General features: G+C 70.6%; 15 protein-coding genes. All 15 read left to right on the plus strand.

Annotated features, from left to right (window positions below; genetic code table 11):
• The first annotated feature begins 21 nt into the window (after positions 1–21).
• The 15 genes from nrtL to BIV24_RS04280 all read left to right on the plus strand — a co-directional run bounded on the left by nrtL (position 22) and on the right by BIV24_RS04280 (position 19,010).
• Positions 22–1,149, plus strand: a complete 1,128-nt coding sequence (nrtL, locus tag BIV24_RS04210; RefSeq protein WP_071364759.1) for an ArgS-related anticodon-binding protein NrtL — start codon at positions 22–24, stop codon at positions 1,147–1,149.
• A gap of 25 nt (positions 1,150–1,174) precedes the next feature.
• Positions 1,175–2,566 (plus strand): diaminopimelate decarboxylase, encoded by a 1,392-nt coding sequence (lysA, locus tag BIV24_RS04215; RefSeq protein ID WP_071364760.1) that lies wholly within the window; start codon positions 1,175–1,177, stop codon positions 2,564–2,566.
• A gap of 240 nt (positions 2,567–2,806) precedes the next feature.
• On the plus strand, positions 2,807–4,096 hold the full coding sequence (locus BIV24_RS04220) for a homoserine dehydrogenase (RefSeq protein ID WP_071364829.1): 1,290 nt from the start codon (positions 2,807–2,809) through the stop codon (positions 4,094–4,096).
• A 6-nt stretch (positions 4,097–4,102) separates the two neighbouring features.
• Positions 4,103–5,161 carry a threonine synthase gene (thrC, locus tag BIV24_RS04225; RefSeq protein WP_071364761.1) on the plus strand — a complete coding sequence of 353 codons (1,059 nt, stop codon included), beginning with the start codon at positions 4,103–4,105 and terminating at the stop codon, positions 5,159–5,161.
• Positions 5,162–5,403: 242 nt separating this feature from the next.
• On the plus strand, positions 5,404–6,321 hold the full coding sequence (thrB, locus tag BIV24_RS04230) for a homoserine kinase (RefSeq protein ID WP_071364762.1): 918 nt from the start codon (positions 5,404–5,406) through the stop codon (positions 6,319–6,321).
• Between the two features lie 408 nt (positions 6,322–6,729).
• On the plus strand, positions 6,730–8,721 hold the full coding sequence (rho, locus tag BIV24_RS04235) for a transcription termination factor Rho (RefSeq protein WP_071364763.1): 1,992 nt from the start codon (positions 6,730–6,732) through the stop codon (positions 8,719–8,721).
• 209 nt (positions 8,722–8,930) lie between these two features.
• Entirely contained in the window at positions 8,931–10,724 is a 1,794-nt protein-coding gene (locus BIV24_RS04240) for a trypsin-like serine protease (protein ID WP_071364764.1), read from the plus strand.
• A gap of 344 nt (positions 10,725–11,068) precedes the next feature.
• On the plus strand, positions 11,069–12,208 hold the full coding sequence (locus BIV24_RS04245; protein ID WP_071364765.1) for an LCP family protein: 1,140 nt from the start codon (positions 11,069–11,071) through the stop codon (positions 12,206–12,208).
• 170 nt (positions 12,209–12,378) lie between these two features.
• Positions 12,379–12,600, plus strand: a complete 222-nt coding sequence (gene rpmE, locus BIV24_RS04250) for a 50S ribosomal protein L31 (protein WP_028804216.1) — start codon at positions 12,379–12,381, stop codon at positions 12,598–12,600.
• A gap of 135 nt (positions 12,601–12,735) precedes the next feature.
• Complete coding sequence (prfA, locus tag BIV24_RS04255; RefSeq protein WP_071364766.1) at positions 12,736–13,803, plus strand: peptide chain release factor 1; 1,068 nt, start codon at positions 12,736–12,738, stop codon at positions 13,801–13,803.
• A 33-nt stretch (positions 13,804–13,836) separates the two neighbouring features.
• Positions 13,837–14,682: a peptide chain release factor N(5)-glutamine methyltransferase gene (prmC, locus tag BIV24_RS04260; protein WP_071364767.1), complete on the plus strand. Its 846-nt coding sequence runs from the start codon at positions 13,837–13,839 to the stop codon at positions 14,680–14,682.
• Positions 14,683–14,779: 97 nt separating this feature from the next.
• Positions 14,780–15,427, plus strand: coding sequence for an L-threonylcarbamoyladenylate synthase (locus tag BIV24_RS04265; protein ID WP_071364768.1), 648 nt, complete (start codon positions 14,780–14,782; stop codon positions 15,425–15,427).
• Entirely contained in the window at positions 15,424–16,101 is a 678-nt protein-coding gene (locus BIV24_RS04270; protein WP_071364769.1) for an arsenate reductase/protein-tyrosine-phosphatase family protein, read from the plus strand. Before BIV24_RS04265 ends, BIV24_RS04270 begins: the two co-directional genes overlap by 4 nt.
• Before the next feature lie 215 nt (positions 16,102–16,316).
• Entirely contained in the window at positions 16,317–17,558 is a 1,242-nt protein-coding gene (locus tag BIV24_RS04275; RefSeq protein ID WP_071364770.1) for a serine hydroxymethyltransferase, read from the plus strand.
• Positions 17,559–17,684: 126 nt separating this feature from the next.
• Positions 17,685–19,010, plus strand: coding sequence for an MraY family glycosyltransferase (locus tag BIV24_RS04280; protein ID WP_071364830.1), 1,326 nt, complete (start codon positions 17,685–17,687; stop codon positions 19,008–19,010).
• Positions 19,011–19,019: the final 9 nt, after the last annotated feature.

Genomic DNA, 19,019 nt, shown 5'->3' on the forward strand with positions numbered 1-19,019 from the left:
CTCCTCCCATACCCTTGTCCCGTGACCCCCGTCGAGCTCTCCCGTACCGTGCTGTGCGCGGTGCGTCGTGCTGTGGATGGCGGGGAGCTGAGCGTGTCGGTGCCCGCACGTACCGTGGTTGCTCCGCCCGGGCCCGGTGGTTGTGGCGACTACGCCACCAACATCGCCCTCCAGCTCGCCCGGCCCGCCGGGCGGTCGGCCCTCCAGGTCGCCGAGATCCTGCGACCCCACATCAGCGACACGGCGGGCGTTGCCGACGTCGAGATCACCGGCCCCGGCTTCCTCAACATCCACCTCGAACCGGCCAATGCCACCGCCGCCCTTGTCCGCGAGATCCTCCACCGCGGCGACGCGGCCGACAACGAAGCCGACGCGGAGGCCGACAACGACGCGGAGGCCGACAACGACGCGGAGGCCGACAACGACGCGGAGGCCGACAACGAAGCCGGCGAAGCCGTCATCGGTAGCGGCGACAGTGGCCACAGCAGCCCCTACGGCCACACCCTCACCCTCTTCAACCACGTCGTCCCCCTCCGCGTCCCCTACGACATCCGCGCCGAAGTCATCGCCGACACCCTCGTCCGGATCATCGCCACCCAGGGCGGTCGTGCCGAGGTCGGCCACGCGCGGCCCGGCGAGCCGTGCGATCTGCGGCCGGTCCCGGCGCCCGAGGACCCCGCCCCCCTCGGCCCGGACGCCGCCCGCTGGGCCCTGCTGCACCCCGCCGCCCACGACCGGCCCCGGATCACCGCCGACCACCTGCTGCAACGCGAGAGCAACCCTCTCTTCCGAGTCCGTTACGCCCACGCCCGTGCCCGTGCGCTCGGCCGCAACGCCGCTCGGCTGGGCTTCGACGGCGTCCCCGGTGAGGTACCGGACGTACCCGAAGCCGCCCCCCTCGTCCGTTCCCTCGCCGAGTACCCCAACGCCCTCACCCAGGCGGCAGCCCACCGCGCGCCCGACCGGCTCGCCCGGCATCTCATCGCCGTCGCCGATGCCCTGCTCGCCTTCCAGCACAGCGTGCTCCCGCTCGGCGACGAGAAACCCTCGGCCACCCACCGGTCCCGGCTCGCCCTCGCCGAAGCCGCCGGGACGGTGCTGGCCGGCGGCCTGTCCCTGCTCGGCATCAGCGCCCCCGAATACCTCTGAGACTCGCGAGAAAGCCCAGACCGACATGAGCCGTTCCGCACACCCCGCCGGGCCCCGCTACGCCGACGTCCTGCCCGAGGGCCACTACTCCGCCCCGCCGACCGACCTCAACGCCCTCGACGCCAAGGTGTGGGCCCAGACCGTATGCCGCAATGCCGACGGCATCGTGACCGTCGGCGGAGTCGACGTCAGGACGCTCGCCGAGCGGTTCGGCACCCCCGCCTACTTCATCGACGAGGCCGACTTCCGGGCCCGGGCGCGGGCCTGGCGCACCGCCTTCGGGCCGGACGCCGACGTGTTCTACGCCGGCAAGGCCTTCCTCTCCCGAGCCGTCGTGCGCTGGCTCCACGAGGAAGGGCTCAACCTCGACGTCTGCTCCGGCGGCGAGCTCACCACCGCCCTCCTCGCCGGCATGCCGGCCGACCGCATCGCCTTCCACGGCAACAACAAGTCCACCGAAGAGATCACCCGGGCGATCGAGAGCGGTGTCGGGCGGATCGTGCTCGACTCCTTCCAGGAGATCGTGCGGGTCGCGCACATCGCCTCGTCCCTCGGCACGCGTCAGCGGGTTCAGATCCGGGTCACCGTCGGCGTCGAGGCACACACCCACGAATTCATCGCCACCGCGCACGAGGACCAGAAGTTCGGGATTCCGCTCGCCGACGGGCAGGCCGCCGAGGCCGTACGCCGTGTCCTCCGGCTCGACGGGCTCGAACTCATCGGCATCCACAGCCACATCGGGTCGCAGATCTTCGACACGTCGGGCTTCGAGGTCGCCGCCCACCGCGTGGTGGGGCTGCTCAAGGACATTCGTGACGAGCACGGCGTCGAGCTTCCCGAGATCGACCTCGGCGGCGGCCTCGGCATCGCCTACACCGGCGACGACGACCCTCGAGAACCCCACGAGATCGCCAAGGCCCTGACCGAGATCGTCTCCCGCGAGTGCGAGGCCGCCCGCCTGCGCACCCCCCGCATCTCCGTCGAACCCGGGCGCGCCATCGTCGGCCCGACCGCGTTCACGCTGTACGAGGTCGGCACCATCAAGCCCCTCGAACGGCTGCGCACGTACGTCTCCGTCGACGGCGGTATGTCGGACAACATCCGCACCGCGCTGTACGACGCCGAGTACAGCGTCGCGCTCGCCTCCCGCACCTCCGACGCCGAGCCCATGCTGGTCCGTATCGTCGGCAAGCACTGCGAGAGCGGCGACATCGTGGTGCGGGACGCCTTCCTGCCCTCCGACCTGGCACCCGGTGACCTGCTCGCCGTGCCCGCCACCGGCGCGTACTGCCGGTCCATGGCCAGCAACTACAACCACGCGCTCCGTCCACCCGTCGTGGCCGTGAGCGACGGCGAGGCCCGGGTGATCGTTCGCCGCGAGACCGAGGAGGATCTCCTGCGTCTCGACGTCGGGTGATTGTCCGGCGACGGGTGACCGCTCGCGACAAGGGGTGCGGTCGTGCAGCAGCCCGGCGAGGGCCCGGACGGGCTCTTACCGGGCATCGAAGTGCGGCGGAATATCTCCTGTCGTCCGCCGCCGAAAAAACGAAATAAATGTCTCACGATCCGGACCAAGGGCAGAAACTCCCGTCCGGTGAGTGAGACTGGTCAAAACACTGGTCAAAGCGTAGACCGCATGAGGAAACGAGGTCGGATGATGCGTACGCGTCCGCTGAAGGTGGCGCTGCTGGGCTGTGGGGTTGTCGGCTCAGAGGTGGCGCGCATCATGACGACGCACGCCGACGACCTCGCGGCCCGGATCGGGGCCCCCGTGGAGCTTGCCGGGGTCGCTGTCAGGAGGCCCTCCAAGGTGCGCGAGGGCATCGACCCCGCCCTCGTCACCACCGACGCCACCGCCCTCGTCAAACGGGGCGACATCGACGTGGTGGTGGAGGTCATCGGGGGTATCGAGCCCGCACGGACCCTCATCACCACCGCCTTCGAGAACGGCGCCTCGGTGGTCTCCGCCAACAAGGCCCTCCTCGCCCAGGACGGGGCCGCCCTCCACGCCGCCGCCGAGCAGGCCGACAAGGACCTGTACTACGAGGCCGCCGTCGCCGGTGCCATCCCGCTGATCCGGCCGCTGCGCGAGTCCCTCGCCGGCGACAAGGTCAACCGGGTCCTCGGGATCGTCAACGGGACGACCAACTTCATCCTCGACAAGATGGACTCGACGGGCGCCGGGTACCAGGAAGCCCTCGACGAGGCCACCGCCCTGGGGTACGCGGAGGCCGACCCCACCGCCGACGTCGAGGGGTTCGACGCCGCCGCCAAGGCCGCCATCCTCGCCGGTATCGCCTTCCACACGCGCGTGCGCCTCGACGACGTCTACCGCGAGGGCATGACCGAGGTCACCGCCGCCGACTTCGCCTCCGCCAAGCAGATGGGCTGCACGATCAAGCTGCTCGCCATCTGCGAGCGCGCCCCCGACGGGGGCTCGGTCACCGCGCGCGTGCACCCCGCCATGATTCCGCTGACCCACCCGCTTGCCTCCGTGCGCGGCGCGTACAACGCGGTCTTCGTGGAGTCGGACGCCGCGGGTCAGCTCATGTTCTACGGGCCCGGCGCCGGTGGTTCACCGACCGCGTCCGCCGTCCTCGGGGATCTCGTGGCCGTGTGCCGCAACCGGCTCAGCGGCACGACCGGACCCGGCGAGTCCGCGTACGCCGCCCTGCCCGTCTCGCCCATGGGCGACGTCGTCACGCGGTACCACATCAGTCTCGACGTCGCCGACAAACCGGGCGTTCTCGCCCAGGTCGCCACCGTCTTCGCCGAGCACGACGTCTCGATCGATACGGTTCGCCAGACGGGCAAGGGGGGCGAGGCCTCCCTCGTCGTCGTCACCCACCGTGCGTCCGACGCCTCCCTTCGCGGGACCGTCGGGGCGCTGCGCAAGCTCGACACCGTGCGGGGTGTCGCCAGCATCATGCGGGTTGAAGGAGAGTAACCAGCAATGACCCACCAGTGGCGCGGAATCATCGAGGAGTACCGGGACCGGCTTCCGGTGTCCGACAGCACGCCGGTCGTGACGCTCCGTGAGGGTGGTACGCCGCTCGTGCCCGCGCAGGTGCTCTCCGAGCGCACGGGCTGCGACGTCCACCTCAAGGTGGAGGGGGCCAACCCCACCGGATCCTTCAAGGACCGCGGCATGACCATGGCCATCTCCAAGGCCAAGGAGGAGGGCGCCAAGGCCGTCATCTGCGCCTCCACCGGCAACACGTCCGCGTCCGCCGCCGCCTACGCCGTACGCGCCGGCATGGTGTCGGCTGTGCTCGTGCCACAGGGCAAGATCGCGCTCGGCAAGATGGGCCAGGCCCTCGTGCACGGCGCGAAGATCCTCCAGGTCGACGGCAACTTCGACGACTGCCTCGCGCTCGCCCGGGCGCTGTCCGACAACTACCCGGTGGCGCTGGTCAATTCGGTCAATCCGGTGCGGATCGAGGGCCAGAAGACGGCGGCCTTCGAGATCGTGGACATGCTCGGCGATGCACCCGACATCCATGTCCTGCCGGTCGGCAACGCGGGCAACATCACCGCCTACTGGAGGGGCTACAAGGAGTACGCCGCCGACGGCATCGCACAGCGCACCCCGCGCATGTGGGGCTTCCAGGCGTCCGGTTCGGCCCCGATCGTGCGCGGCGAGGTCGTCAAGGACCCGTCGACCATCGCCACCGCGATCCGCATCGGCAACCCCGCGTCCTGGAAGTTCGCGCTGGAGGCCAGGGACGAATCGGGCGGTTTCATCGATGAGGTGACGGACCGTGAGATCCTGCGCGCCTACCGGCTGTTGGCCGCGCAGGAGGGCGTCTTCGTCGAGCCCGCCTCCGCCGCGTCCGTCGCCGGCCTGCTGAAGGCCGCCGAGCAGGGCAGGGTCGACCCGGGGCAGCGGATCGTGTGCACCGTCACCGGCAACGGGCTCAAGGATCCCGACTGGGCCGTCGCGGGCGCCCCGCAGCCGGTCACGGTCCCGGTGGACGCGGCGACGGCGGCCGAACGGCTCGGACTGGCGTAACCGGGGCGCTTACGGGGGACAACTCCCGTAAGGCGTCCGGCGACGGGTGCACAGCGGGCTTGCGACACGCATCGTGCGCCTCCTGTGCGCCCCATGTCGCCACAGAACCTTCCTTCGATAGGCTGTACTGAACCCGCCCGCCGCATATGCCGCGGTGCCGCGCCGTCCCTGCGGCCTTCGGGTCTTCCGTACGCATCGAGTGTCATTCGACCATCACACAGCTCAAGGAGAGTCAGCGAGCGATGGCCGGTCCAGCGTTCCGCGCCGCCGCCGTCCGGGTGCGCGTCCCCGCCACCAGCGCCAACCTCGGCCCGGGCTTCGACGCCCTCGGCCTCGCGCTGGGGCTGTACGACGACGTGGTCGTCCGGGTGGCCGACTCCGGGCTGCACATCGACATCGCGGGTGAGGGCAGCGAGACGCTGCCGCGTGACGAGACCCATCTCCTTGTACGGTCCCTGCGCGCCGCCTTCGCGTCTTTGGGCGGGCAGCCGCGCGGTCTGGAAATCGTCTGCGCCAATCGCATTCCGCACGGGCGCGGCCTCGGCTCTTCCTCTGCGGCCATCTGCGCCGGCATAGTCGCCGCCCGCGCCGTGACAATAGGCGGCGACAGTCGGCTCGACGACGCCGCGCTCCTGGAACTCGCCACCGAGATCGAGGGCCACCCGGACAATGTCGCGGCCTGTCTTCTCGGCGGTTTCACGCTTTCCTGGATGGACCGCGGTGCCGCCCGGGCGATCCGCCTGGACCCCGCAGATTCCATCGTTCCGGTGGTTTTCGTGCCCGGGAAGCCGGTCCTGACCGAGACCGCGCGCGGGCTGCTCCCGCGCACCGTGCCGCACGTCGACGCCGCCGTCAACGCGGGCCGTGCCGCCCTGCTCGTCGAGGCCCTCACCAGGCGCCCCGAGCTGCTGCTGCCCGCCACCGAGGACCGCCTCCACCAGGAATACCGCGCTCCGGCCATGCCGGAGAGCGCCGCGCTGGTGGAGCGGCTGCGGGCCGACGGGATCCCCGCAGTGATCTCCGGCGCCGGACCCACGGTCCTGGCGCTGGCCGACGGCGCGAGCGCCGACAAGGTGGCCGACCTCGCGGGCGCGGGCTGGGCCGCCAACCGACTGGAACTGGACGGCCAGGGAGCGAGCGTGCTGCCGCTTGCGCCCTGACACACGGTTGCCGGTTTCGAGAGGGGGAATGTTTGTTGGATCCGGTAGTGTTAATCTCAAGTCAGCACCCGACCCAGCCATGGCGCGGTGCTTCGTGTCCCCGTCCGGGACAACCATTCTTCCGGGAGCCTCCCAAGTCGCACTGTGTTCCGTATCGCGTACGCGAGTAGTACGTCCTACGCGGGTACTGAGCGAATTGCCGAGCACGCTCCGGAATCGGCGTGACCGAGCCGTGTGACACAAAACCGGGTGTCGCGGCTTCGGGAAGCGCCAATCACCAGATGTTTCTCCCGCCGCTTTTGGCGGACCACCGCCCCGGCACGGTCCACACAGACAGGACCGAAGCCGGACAGCACAACCGGTCGCCGAGCCAGACAGGCCGACGTCCGCTCCAGGGAAGGACCCTTCGTGAGCGACACCACCGATCTGATGGGCGCACGTGTCGAGGAGACCGCTGCCGCGCCCGCCACGGACGCCTCCGCGCCTGCCACCGGTGCCGGCTCCCGGCGGCGCCGCGGTACCGGCCTCGAGGGCATGGTGCTGGCCGAGCTGCAGCAGGTCGCATCCGGCCTCGGCATCAGGGGCACGGCGCGTATGCGCAAGAGCCAGCTGATCGAGGTCATCAAGGAGGCGCAGGCCGGGGGTGCCTCCCAGGGCGCCTCGGCCAAGGCCGCGTCTTCCACCGGGGACACCACCGAGACCAAGCCGAAGCGCCGGTCCACCTCCCGGACCCGTACCGGCGACGCCGCCGCTCCGGCCGAGCCCAAGGCCGAGAAGCAGTCCCCCAAGCTCTCGACTTCGCTCGAGCAGGGAGGTACCCCCACGCAGGCCGTGGCCCCGAAGCAGATCGAGATCCCCGGCCAGGGCGCCGGGGACGACGCCCCGGCCGAGCGCCGTCGGCGCCGTGCCACAGCCGAGGCCGGCAGCCCCGAGACGGTCACCGCAGAGGCGAAGAGCGAGCCGAAGGCCGAGACCCAGGCGCAGTCGCAGGGCGAGACCCGGGCCGACGCCGGTGAGGGCGGCGAGGGCCGCCGCCGTGACCGGCGCGAGCGCGGCCGTGACCGCCGTGGCAAGGGCGACGACCAGCAGCAGGGCCAGCAGCGTCAGCAGGGCCAGCAGCGTCAGCAGGGCCAGCAGGACCGCCAGGACCGCCAGGACGACGGCTACGACGACGAGGGCGGTCGCCGGGGCCGCCGCGGCCGCTACCGTGACCGTCGGGGCCGTCGCGGCCGCGACGAGATCGCCGAGCCGCAGCTGGCCGAGGACGATGTCCTGATCCCCGTCGCGGGCATCCTGGACATCCTCGACAACTACGCCTTCATTCGTACCTCGGGCTACCTGCCGGGTCCCAACGACGTGTACGTCTCCCTCGCCCAGGTCCGCAAGAACGGCCTGCGCAAGGGCGACCACATCACGGGTGCGGTCCGTCAGCCCAAGGAGGGCGAGCGCCGCGAGAAGTTCAACGCGCTGGTTCGCCTCGACTCCGTCAACGGCATGGCGCCCGAACACGGCCGTGGCCGCCCGGAGTTCACCAAGCTGACCCCGCTGTACCCGCAGGACCGTCTGCGCCTGGAGACCGACCCGGGCGTGCTGACCACCCGCATCATCGACCTCGTGTCGCCGATCGGTAAGGGCCAGCGCGGTCTGATCGTGGCCCCGCCGAAGACCGGCAAGACCATGATCATGCAGGCGATCGCCAACGCGATCACCCACAACAACCCCGAGTGCCACCTGATGGTCGTCCTCGTCGACGAGCGTCCGGAAGAGGTCACCGACATGCAGCGGTCGGTCAAGGGCGAGGTCATCTCCTCGACCTTCGACCGCCCGGCCGAGGACCACACCACGGTCGCCGAGCTCTCCATCGAGCGCGCCAAGCGTCTGGTGGAGCTGGGCCACGACGTCGTCGTGCTGCTCGACTCGATCACGCGTCTGGGCCGTGCGTACAACCTCGCCGCGCCCGCCTCCGGCCGCATCCTGTCCGGTGGTGTCGACTCGACCGCGCTCTACCCGCCGAAGCGCTTCTTCGGTGCCGCGCGCAACATCGAGGACGGCGGCTCCCTCACGATCCTCGCCACCGCGCTGGTCGAGACCGGCTCGCGCATGGACGAGGTCATCTTCGAGGAGTTCAAGGGCACCGGCAACATGGAGCTCAAGCTCGACCGGAAGCTCGCCGACAAGCGCATCTTCCCGGCGGTGGACGTGGACGCGTCCGGTACCCGTAAGGAAGAGATCCTGCTCGGCGCCGAGGAGCTGAACGTCGTCTGGAAGCTGCGCCGGGTGCTGCACGCGCTCGACCAGCAGCAGGCGATCGAGCTGCTCCTCGACAAGATGAAGCAGACCAAGTCGAACGTCGAGTTCCTGATGCAGATCCAGAAGACGACGCCGACGCCGAACGACTGAGCCACGGCCGTTCCTGGCACTGTCCGAAGTCCCGCCCCCGTCACCAGTGACGGGGGCGGGACTTCGTCCTTGTAGGATCAGCGCACCAAAGTGGGGGGGAACGTATTTTCGGATACGCCCATGGGGATGGATACGTGCTGCCTTCGGCGGCTCCGCGTCCGCTGGGTTCTCCTCTCCCGCGAGCAACCTACGGCGACAGGAGAAACTGAGTGGCATCATCTTCCCGAAGACCGCACCTGGCTCTTCCCGCGGCTGCCGCCGCACTTGCCCTGGGTGGCGCGGTCCTCGCGGCGACGCCCGCCCAGGCGTCCGGTACCGCCCCCGTCCCGCCCCGGCCGGCCGTCACCGAGAAGCCCAGCGCATCTCAGACCGACCTGCTGAAGCGGATCCAGGGGTCCCGGACCGCGCTGAAGGACGACCCGGCCGCCGCTCCCACCGCTTCCACTGCGGAGCCGAAGGCCGACCAGAGCCCCGAGGCCGCGTCCCGCACCGCCGACCCGAAGATCATCGGTGGTTCGAACGCGACCATCGCCGAGGCGCCGTGGATGGTGCAGCTGCACTACTACGACAACAAGGGCACCGCGGACCCGTCCGACGACGAGGGGTACTTCTGCGGCGGCACGCTGGTGGCCCCGGCGAAGGTCCTGACCGCCGCGCACTGCGTGTACGGCCTGGACTGGGCGAGGCACGGCGCGATCCTCGCCGGCACCAGCCAGCTGCCGGACGGCAACGACCTGCACGGCGGCCGCGTCGCCGGCGTGTGGCGCCAGTGGGTCAACCCCACGTACAAGCCGAGGACCACATCGGGCGGCGACCTCGCGGTGCTGACGCTGACCGAGGCGCTGCCGTACAAGACGCTGCAGTTGACGTCGAGCTCCGACAGCGTCTCGTACAACAACGGCACTCCGGCGACGGTGTACGGCTGGGGGCGCACCAGCTCCACCAGCGAGGACCTCTCGCTGACGCTGAAGAAGGCGACCGTGCCGATGCGGTCGGACGCCACCTGCACCGGGGCCTACGGTTCCGAGTTCGTGCCCGGTCAGATGACCTGCGCCGGCAACCCGGCCTCCGGTCAGGACGCCGGTACGGTCTCCCCGTGCAACGGTGACTCCGGCGGCCCGCTCGTGGTCAACGGCCGGATCGCCGGCGTCGTGTCGTGGGGCGTCAAGGACTGCGTCGAGAAGGGCGCCTACAGCGTCTACGCCAAGACCCGCTCCTACGTCGGCCCGGTCAACGCGCGCATCGACGACGCCGACCTCGACTTCGACGGTCGGGCGGACCTGTTCGTCCGCACGCCCGGCGGCCAGGCCTACGAGTACTACTCGCTCGGCGACCGGGCGCCCTACCTGGGCAAGCGCGTCTCGCTCGGCGACTGGAGCGGGCTGAGCCTGGTGCGTCAGGCCGACCTGAACCGCGACTTCTACCAGGACTACCTGTACCGCACCACGGACGGTGTCCTGTACGACTTCGCGTTCAACGGCAGCGACCGCTACCAGTCGTACCGCGTCGGCGGCGGCTGGAACGTGATGAAGGACATCCGGGTTCCGGGCGACCTCTCCGGCGACGGGCTGCCCGACATGGTCGCCCAGGCCAAGGACGGCGTCCTGTGGCTCTACCCGGGCAAGGGCAACGGGCTGTTCGGCACCCGCGTCCGGATCGGTGGCGGCTGGTCCGCGTACACCATCACCGGCAAGGGCGACTACAACAACGACGGCAAGCCCGACCTGCTGGCCCGGGACGGCTCCGGCGTGCTGTGGCTGTACCCGGGCACCGGCGCTGCCTCGGCGCCGTTCGGGAGCCGGATCAAGGTCGGCGGCGGCTGGAACGCGTACAACGCCTTCGCCGCCTCCGGTGACGTGACCGGCGACGGCAAGCCCGACCTGCTGGCCCGGGACGCCTCCGGCGTGCTGTGGCTGTACAAGGGCACCGGCGTTGCCTCGGCGCCGTTCGGGAGCCGGATCAAGGTCGGCGGCGGCTGGGGGGCGTTCAACCTCTTCGGCTGATCCCGCCGGCGCCACGGCGACCGTGCTCAGGGCCGCTCCCGCGACGGGGGCGGCCCTTCGCCGTGTACGAGACCTTCACCACATGCTCCCCGTGCCGTGCCCGCCGCGACCGGAATCGGAGGGCCCCGTGAATGCGCAGGTCGGAGGCGCCACCGAGACACGGTACCGCTACGCATAGTGGTTTTATGCGTACAGGGTGGATACAGGGTGTTGTGCAACCCTTTGCCGAATTCCCCCGTCTGACCTGCGGAGGGACGAGGGTGCGGTATCGGTCGAAACTCGGCCGTACCGGGCCTGGTCCTGACCTGAGGGGGTACTCGACCGGACGAGGACTGAGGGAGCACATGCCCGCCGAGAGCACGCCGGACGCCGGCATAGCCGACATGGCCACGACGACCGGCCCCCGCCACCGGGGGAAGGGCCGCCGCCGCAAGCCCCGCAGCAGGGGGCGCACGGCGGCCCTGGTCGCCGCCTGGACCGCCGCGGGTGTTCTCGTGCTCGGCGGCACCGGCGTCGGCTACGTGTACTTCAAGCTCAATGGCAACATCCACAGCGTCGACATCAACCAGGCCCTCGGTACCCACCGGCCCGTGAAGGTCGACAACGGCTCCGAGAACATCCTGGTCCTGGGCTCGGACAGCCGCTCCGGCGGCAACGGGAAGCTGGGCGGCGGCGCCGACGACGGCACTGCCCGCTCCGACACCGCGATGATCATCCACGTCTACAAGGGCCACAAGCGGGCCAGCGTGGTCTCCATCCCGCGCGACACCCTCGTCGACCGCCCCGAGTGCACCGACAGCAAGGGCACCGTGCACCCGGCGGTCTCCGGCGAGATGTTCAACTCCGCGTACTCCACCGGGGGCGCCGCCTGCGCCGTGAAGACCGTCGAGTCGGTCACCGGCATCCGCATGGACCACTTCGTGGAGGTCGACTTCGCCGGCTTCCAGAAGCTGATCGACGACCTCGGCGGCGTCCGGGTGACCACCACCAAGGACATCGACGACCCGAACAGCCACCTCCACCTGAAGGCGGGCACGCACACCCTCGACGGCGAACAGGCCCTCGGCCTGGTCCGCACCCGGCACGGCGTCGGCGACGGCTCCGACCTCGGCCGCATCCAGCTCCAGCAGGCCTTCGTCAAGGCCCTGGTCGACCAGGTGGGGCACATCGGCGTCCTGACCAGCCCGGCCAAGCTGTACGACCTCGCCGACACCGCGACCAGGGCCGTCACCACCGACTCCGACCTGGCCTCCGTCAAGAACCTGGTGTCCTTCGCCGGCGGGCTCAAGGGGATCGACTCGTCCCACATGGCCATGGTGACGATGCCGGTCCAGTACGACCCGGCGAACCCCAACCGCGTCCTCATGGAGAAGGCCAAGGCCCAGCTCGTGTGGGACGCCCTGAAGAACGACCGGCCGATCCCGGCGACCGCGACCGCGGACTCCGCGAAGGGCCGGGCCCAGGGCGTCGTGGCCGGGTCCTGAGGCGCTCCCGGGCCGATCCGGGCCCCTCGGGCACCGAGGGGAATAGATCGCTTGATCCCCCGGTTTTGGGGGATGCGGCCAGTCCTGGCAGACTGGTACGTCGGCTCCGGTTCACGCTTCCGCATCCCGCGGCTGCGACCCGGCGCCCTCCAGGAATCTAGGAGTCACCCTTGAAGCGCGACATCCACCCCGAGTACGTCGAGACGCAGGTCAGCTGCACCTGTGGCGCGTCGTTCACCACCCGTAGCACCATCGAGTCCGGCACCATCCGGGCCGAGGTCTGCTCCGAGTGCCACCCGTTCTACACGGGCAAGCAGAAGATCCTCGACACCGGTGGCCGTGTGGCCCGCTTCGAGGCCCGCTTCGGCAAGGCTGCCGCTGCCAAGAAGTAGCGAGCCCACCGCGCCGGTCTCCGGTGCTCCCGTACCGGGGGCGTCGGGACCGGCGCTTTGCGGTGCAGCCCCTTTCAGTCGTACCTACGTCCCCCACGCCCCGGCCGGGCAGGGGACACCCCATGGGAGCCGGAGATGTTCGAGGCGGTCGATGAACTGGTCGGTGAACACGCCGACCTGGAGAAGAAGCTCGCTGATCCGTCGGTCCACGCCGACCAGACGAACGCGCGCAAGCTCAACAAGCGCTACGCGGAGCTGACCCCGATCATCGCCACGTACCGCTCCTGGAAGCAGGCCGGCGACGACATCGAGACTGCGCGTGAACTGGCCGCCGACGACCCGGACTTCGCGGCCGAGGTCAAGGACCTGGAGAAGCAGCGCGAGGAACTGACCGAGAAGCTGCGCTTCCTGCTCATCCCGCGCGACCCCAACGACGACAAGGACGTCATCCTCGAGATCAAGGCGGGTGCGGGCGGCGACGAGTCAGCCCTGTTCGCCGGCGACCTGCTGCGGATGTACCTGCGGTACGCCGAGCGCGTCGGCTGGAAGACCGAGATCATCGACTCCACCGAGTCCGAGCTGGGCGGCTACAAGGACGTCCAGGTGGCGGTCAAGGTCCGCGGGCAGATCGAGCCCGGTCAGGGCGTGTGGGCCCGGATGAAGTACGAGGGCGGCGTGCACCGTGTGCAGCGTGTGCCGGCCACCGAGTCCCAGGGGCGTATCCACACCTCCGCGGCCGGTGTCCTCGTCACGCCCGAGGCCGAGGACGTCGACGTCGAGATCAACCCGAACGACCTCCGCATCGACGTCTACCGCTCCTCCGGTCCTGGCGGCCAGTCCGTCAACACGACCGACTCCGCGGTGCGCATCACGCACCTTCCGACCGGAGTCGTCGCCTCCTGCCAGAACGAGAAGAGCCAGCTGCAGAACAAGCAGCAGGCGATGCGTATCCTGCGCTCCAGGCTGCTCGCCGCGGCGCAGGAGGAGGCGGAGAGGGAGGCCGCCGACGCCCGCCGCAGCCAGGTCCGCACCGTCGACCGCTCCGAGAAGATCCGTACGTACAACTTCCCGGAGAACCGCATCTCGGACCACCGCGTCGGATTCAAGGCGTACAACCTGGACCAGGTGCTGGACGGCGACCTCGTCGCGGTGATCCAGGCCTGCGTCGACGCGGACTCGGCCGCCAAGCTCGCGGCCGCGTAAGACACCGCACCGCACAAGGACCGGAGGACGAGCGTGAACCTGCTGCTCGCGGAGGTGGCTCAGGCCACCCAGCGGCTGGCCGCCGCCGGCGTGCCCTCGCCGCGCAATGACGCGGAGGAGCTCGCCGCTTTCGTGCACGGTGTCAAGCGGGGCGAACTGCACTCCGTGAAGGACGCCGACTTCGACGCCCGCTACTGGGAGGTCGTCGCCCGCCGTGAGGCGCGCGAGCCGCTCCAGCACATCACCGGGCGCGCCTTCTTCCGGTACCTGGAACTCCAGGTGGGGCCCGGGGTGTTCGTCCCCCGCCCCGAGACCGAGTCGGTGGTCGGCTGGGCGATAGACGCCGTGCGCGCTATGGACGTCGTCGAGCCGCTGATCGTGGACCTGTGCACGGGCTCCGGCGCCATCGCGCTCGCGCTGGCCCAGGAGGTGCCGCGCTCGCGCGTGCACGCCGTGGAGCTGTCGGAGGAAGCCCTCCAGTGGACCCGCAAGAACATGGAGGGGTCCAGGGTCGACCTGCGCCAGGGAGACGCCCTGACGGCCTTCCCCGACCTCGACGGCCAGGTCGATCTCGTGATCTCCAACCCGCCGTACATCCCGCTGACCGAATGGGAGTACGTCGCCCCCGAGGCCCGGGACTACGACCCCGAACTGGCCCTGTTCTCCGGCGAGGACGGACTCGACCTGATCCGCGGTCTGGAACGCGCCGCGCACCGGCTGCTGCGCCCCGGTGGCGTCGTCGTCATCGAGCACGCCGACACGCAGGGCGGCCAGGTGCCGTGGATCTTCACCGAGGAGCGGGGCTGGGCCGACGCGGCCGACCACCCCGACCTCAACAACCGGCCGCGCTTCGCGACCGCCCGCAAGGCGCTGCCGTGAGATCGGCACGCGGCCCGGCGCGGCGCACGCCCCTTCCGAAGACTTCAAGCCAGCAGTACGTGATCCAGCAGTACGTGTACGAGGAGGTCCTCTAGACATGGCACGGCGATACGACACCAATGACGCGACCGACCGAGCGACCGGTCTTCGCGAGGCCGCGTCCGCTGTCCGCCGTGGCGAACTCGTGGTGCTGCCCACCGACACCGTGTACGGCGTGGGCGCCGACGCGTTCTCCTCGGAGGCCGTGGCCGACCTGCTCCAGGCCAAGGGCCGGGGCCGCAACATGCCCACGCCCGTCCTCATCGGCACCCCGAACACCCTGCACGGCCTGGTCACGGACTTCTCCGAGCTGGCCTGGGAACTGGTCGACGCGTTCTGGCCGGGTGCCCTCACCCTCGTCGCCAGACAGCAGCCGTCCCTGCAGTGGGATTTGGGCGACACCCGGGGCACGGTCGCCGTGCGCATGCCGCTGCACCCGGTCGCCATCGAGCTGCTGACGGACGTCGGCCCGATGGCCGTGTCCTCCGCGAACCTGACCGGGCACCCGGCACCGGAGAACTGTGACGCCGCGCAGCAGATGCTCGGCGACTCGATCTCCGTCTACCTCGACGGGGGCCCGACCCCCGGCATCGTCCCCTCGTCGATCGTCGACGTCACGCGTGAGGTGCCGATCCTGCTGCGTCAGGGCGCGGTCTCGGCCGATGAGCTGCGCAAGGTCGTACCCGACCTCGAGGTGGCGAATTGACAGCCCCTGACTCGGGGCGTGGCATAGGCAACGGGGACGAGACGGAGGACCTGACAGAGCCGGGTCCTCGCCACGACACCTTCCGCATTCTCCATGTCAGCACCGGCAACGTGTGCCGCTCGCCGATCACCGAGCGGCTGACCCGTCATGCCCTGGCGGACCGCCTCGGCGACCCGCTGTGGGGCGGTCTGATCGTGGAGAGCGCGGGCACCTGGGGCCATGAGGGCGCCCCCATGGAGGAGAACGCCGAGGCGGTCCTCGCGGACTTCGGAGCGGATGCCTCCGGGTTCGTCGGCCGTGAACTCCTGGACGAGCACGTCATCCGCGCGGACCTGGTGCTGACGGCGACCCGCGACCACCGCGCCCAGGTCATCTCCATGGGCCACTCGGCGGGGCTGCGCACCTTCACCCTGAAGGAGTTCACTCGCCTGGTACGGGCGATAGACCCGGCGACCCTGCCCCCGCTGGAGGATGGCGTGGTCGAGCGGGCCCGCGCCCTGGTCCGTGCCGCGGCGGCGCTGCGCGGCTGGCTGCTGGCGCCGACGGCGGAGGCGGACGAGGTGCACGATCCGTACGGGGCGCCGCTGCCGTTCTTCCAGTCGATCGGGTGCGAGATCCAACAGGCGCTGGACCCGGTGGTGACGGCACTGACGGGCGTACACGCCCAGGCCTGACGCCGCGATACCCGGCCGGGTACCCCCCGACGGCACGGGGACGCGTTCGAGGCGCTCGGACGGCGTTCTGGCGGCGCCGCTCCGGCCGGGCGGGATGACGGGCCGGGCGCCGTGGTCACGGCACTCACAGGCGTACCTGCGCGGATGCGACGACCAGGCGTCCCAGGGGCCCCGGGCCTACATTGGACGTACGTCCCCGACGCCCGGAGTGCACCATGGCGGTCACCCACACCCTCGAGGCCGACGTCCTGCGCCGGCAGGACCCCGAGATGGCCGACATCCTGGCCGGGGAACTCGCCCGGCAGTCGAGGACGCTGCAGCTCATCGCCGCCGAGAACTTCACCTCGCCGGCCGTGCTGGCCGCCCTCGGCTCCCCGCTCGCCAACAAGTACGCCGAGGGATACCCCGGCGCCCGCTACCACGGCGGGTGCGAGATCGTCGACATGGCCGAGCGCACCGCCGTGGAACGCGCGAAGGTGCTGTTCAGGGCCGAGCACGCCAATGTGCAGCCGCACTCGGGATCGTCCGCGATGCTCGCCGCGTACGCCGCACTGCTGCGGCCCGGTGACACCGTGCTCGCCCTGGGACTGCCCTACGGAGGCCACCTCACACACGGCTCGCCCGCCAACTTCTCCGGCCGCTGGTTCGACTTCGTCGCCTACGGGGTCGAGGCCGAGTCCGGGCTCATCGACCACGACCAGGTGCGCACCCTCGCCCGGACACACCGGCCCAAGGCCGTGGTGTGCGGGTCCATCGCCTATCCGCGCCATGTCGACCACGCGTTCTTCCGCGACGTCGCCGACGAGGTGGGCGCGTACCTCATCGCCGACGCCGCTCACCCCATCGGGCTCGTCGCCGGGGGAGCGGCGCCCAGCCCGGTGCCGTACGCCGACGTCGTCTGCGCCACCACGCACAAGGTGCTGCGCGGCCCGCGCGGAGGCATGATCCTGTGCGGGAGCGACCTGGCCGAGCGCGTGGACCGGGCCGTCTTCCCGTTCACACAGGGCGGCGCCCAGATGCACGCCATCGCCGCCAAGGCCGTCGCGTTCGGGGAGGCGGCGAGGCCGGCCTTCGCGGTCTACGCCCACCAGGTGGTCGCCAACGCCCGAGCGCTGGCGGCGGGCCTGGCCGCCGAGGGGCTCGTGATCGTCACCGGCGGCACCGACACCCACATGCTGATCGTCGACCCCGCGCCGCTCGGTGTCGACGGCCGCACCGCCCGGGGGCGGCTCATGGCCGCCGGCCTGGTCCTGGACACCTGCGCGCTGCCCCACGGCGACGCCCGCGGGCTGCGCCTGGGCACCGCCGCGGTGACCACGCAGGGCATGGGCGAGGCCGAGATGGCACGTATTGCCGCGCTGTTCGCGGCCGTGCTGCGCGAGGAGACGGACGGTGCGCGAGCGCGTACGGAGGTGCGGGAGCTGACCGGAAGATTCCCGCCCTACCCCGGCCGGTGACGGCGGACGCGGCCCTCTGCACAGCCGCACGTGCAACCATCTTCGCTACCCGTTGGTCCTCAACCATATGCACGCGAAGCTAGGGTGTGAGGTTGAGGACGCCCAGCGAGACCTGTGGGGAAGCCCGTGCGTGAATACCTGCTGACGCTCTGCATCACGGCCGCGGTGACGTATCTGCTGACAGGGCCGGTACGCAAGTTCGCGATCGTGGCCGGAGCCATGCCGGAGATCCGGGCCCGGGACGTGCACCGGGAACCCACACCCCGGCTCGGCGGTATCGCGATGTTCTTCGGCCTGTGCGCGGGCCTGCTGGTGGCCGCCCACCTGGAGAACCTCAACGAGGTCTTCTCCAGCTCCAACGAACCGCGGGCACTGCTCTCCGGCGCGGCGCTCATCTGGCTCATCGGCGTGCTGGACGACAAGTTCGAGATCGACGCCCTGATCAAGCTCGGCGGCCAGATGATCGCCGCGGGCGTGATGGTCATGCAGGGCCTGACGATCCTGTGGCTACCGGTCCCGGGCGTCGGCCTGGTCGCGCTCACACAGTGGCAGGGCACCCTGCTGACGGTCGCCCTGGTCGTCATCACGATCAACGCGGTCAACTTCGTCGACGGCCTCGACGGCCTCGCCGCGGGCATGGTGTGCATCGCGGCAGCCGCGTTCTTCATGTACGCGTACCGGATCTGGTACGGCTACGGCCTGGAGGCCGCCGCCCCCGCGACCTTGTTCTCGGCCATCCTGATGGGCATGTGCCTGGGCTTCCTGCCGCACAACATGCACCCCGCGCGGATCTTCATGGGCGACTCGGGGTCGATGCTGATCGGGCTCGTGCTCGCCGCCGGTGCCATCTCGATCACCGGGCAGGTCGACCCGGACGCGATGAACCTCTATTCCGAGCGCGCCACGGTCCACCAGACCGTCCCGGTCTACATCCCGCTGCTGCTGCCGCTGACGATCATCGCCGTCCCGGCCGCCGACCTCGTCCTCGCGATCGTGCGCCGAACCTGGCGCGGCCAGTCGCCGTTCGCCGCGGACCGGGGGCATCTGCACCACCGGCTCCTGGAGATCGGGCACTCGCACAGCCGGGCCGTGCTGATCATGTACTTCTGGTCGGCGCTCATCGCCTTCGGCGCCCTCGCGTACTCCGTGAAGTCGGCGTCCATGTGGATCGTGCTGGGCATCGTGTTCCTCAGCTTCATCGGGCTGGTGCTGCTCCTGCTGCCGAGGTTCACGCCGCGCGCCCCGCGCTGGGCCGAGGCGTTCGTGCCGCCGCGCTACCGCCGCCGTGCCGTCCTGGAACCGGTGCCGGCCACCGCGTACATGGCAGGGGAGGAGCCGCAGCCCGACGCGGGCCGCCCCCGCGTCGGCGCAGGCGTCTCAGGGGTCAACGGAGCCACTGCGATCGGCTCTCGTGCGCATCTGGACCGCCGCGAGGCGGAGTCGTCGCGCTGACGTGCAAGG

The organism is Streptomyces colonosanans (assembly GCF_001866645.1).
Lineage (GTDB): Bacteria > Actinomycetota > Actinomycetes > Streptomycetales > Streptomycetaceae > Streptomyces > Streptomyces colonosanans.

What these genes read in the sequence shown, in the direction of transcription:
- lysA (WP_071364760.1), top strand. Translation starts at nt 1,175, where the DNA reads ATGAGCCGTTCCGCACACCCCGCCGGGCCCCGCTACGCCGACGTCCTG.
- BIV24_RS04220 (WP_071364829.1), top strand. Translation starts at nt 2,807, where the DNA reads ATGCGTACGCGTCCGCTGAAGGTGGCGCTGCTGGGCTGTGGGGTTGTC.
- thrC (WP_071364761.1), top strand. Translation starts at nt 4,103, where the DNA reads ATGACCCACCAGTGGCGCGGAATCATCGAGGAGTACCGGGACCGGCTT.
- thrB (WP_071364762.1), top strand. Translation starts at nt 5,404, where the DNA reads ATGGCCGGTCCAGCGTTCCGCGCCGCCGCCGTCCGGGTGCGCGTCCCC.
- BIV24_RS04245 (WP_071364765.1), top strand. Translation starts at nt 11,069, where the DNA reads ATGCCCGCCGAGAGCACGCCGGACGCCGGCATAGCCGACATGGCCACG.
- prfA (WP_071364766.1), top strand. Translation starts at nt 12,736, where the DNA reads ATGTTCGAGGCGGTCGATGAACTGGTCGGTGAACACGCCGACCTGGAG.
- BIV24_RS04265 (WP_071364768.1), top strand. Translation starts at nt 14,780, where the DNA reads ATGGCACGGCGATACGACACCAATGACGCGACCGACCGAGCGACCGGT.
- BIV24_RS04275 (WP_071364770.1), top strand. Translation starts at nt 16,317, where the DNA reads ATGGCGGTCACCCACACCCTCGAGGCCGACGTCCTGCGCCGGCAGGAC.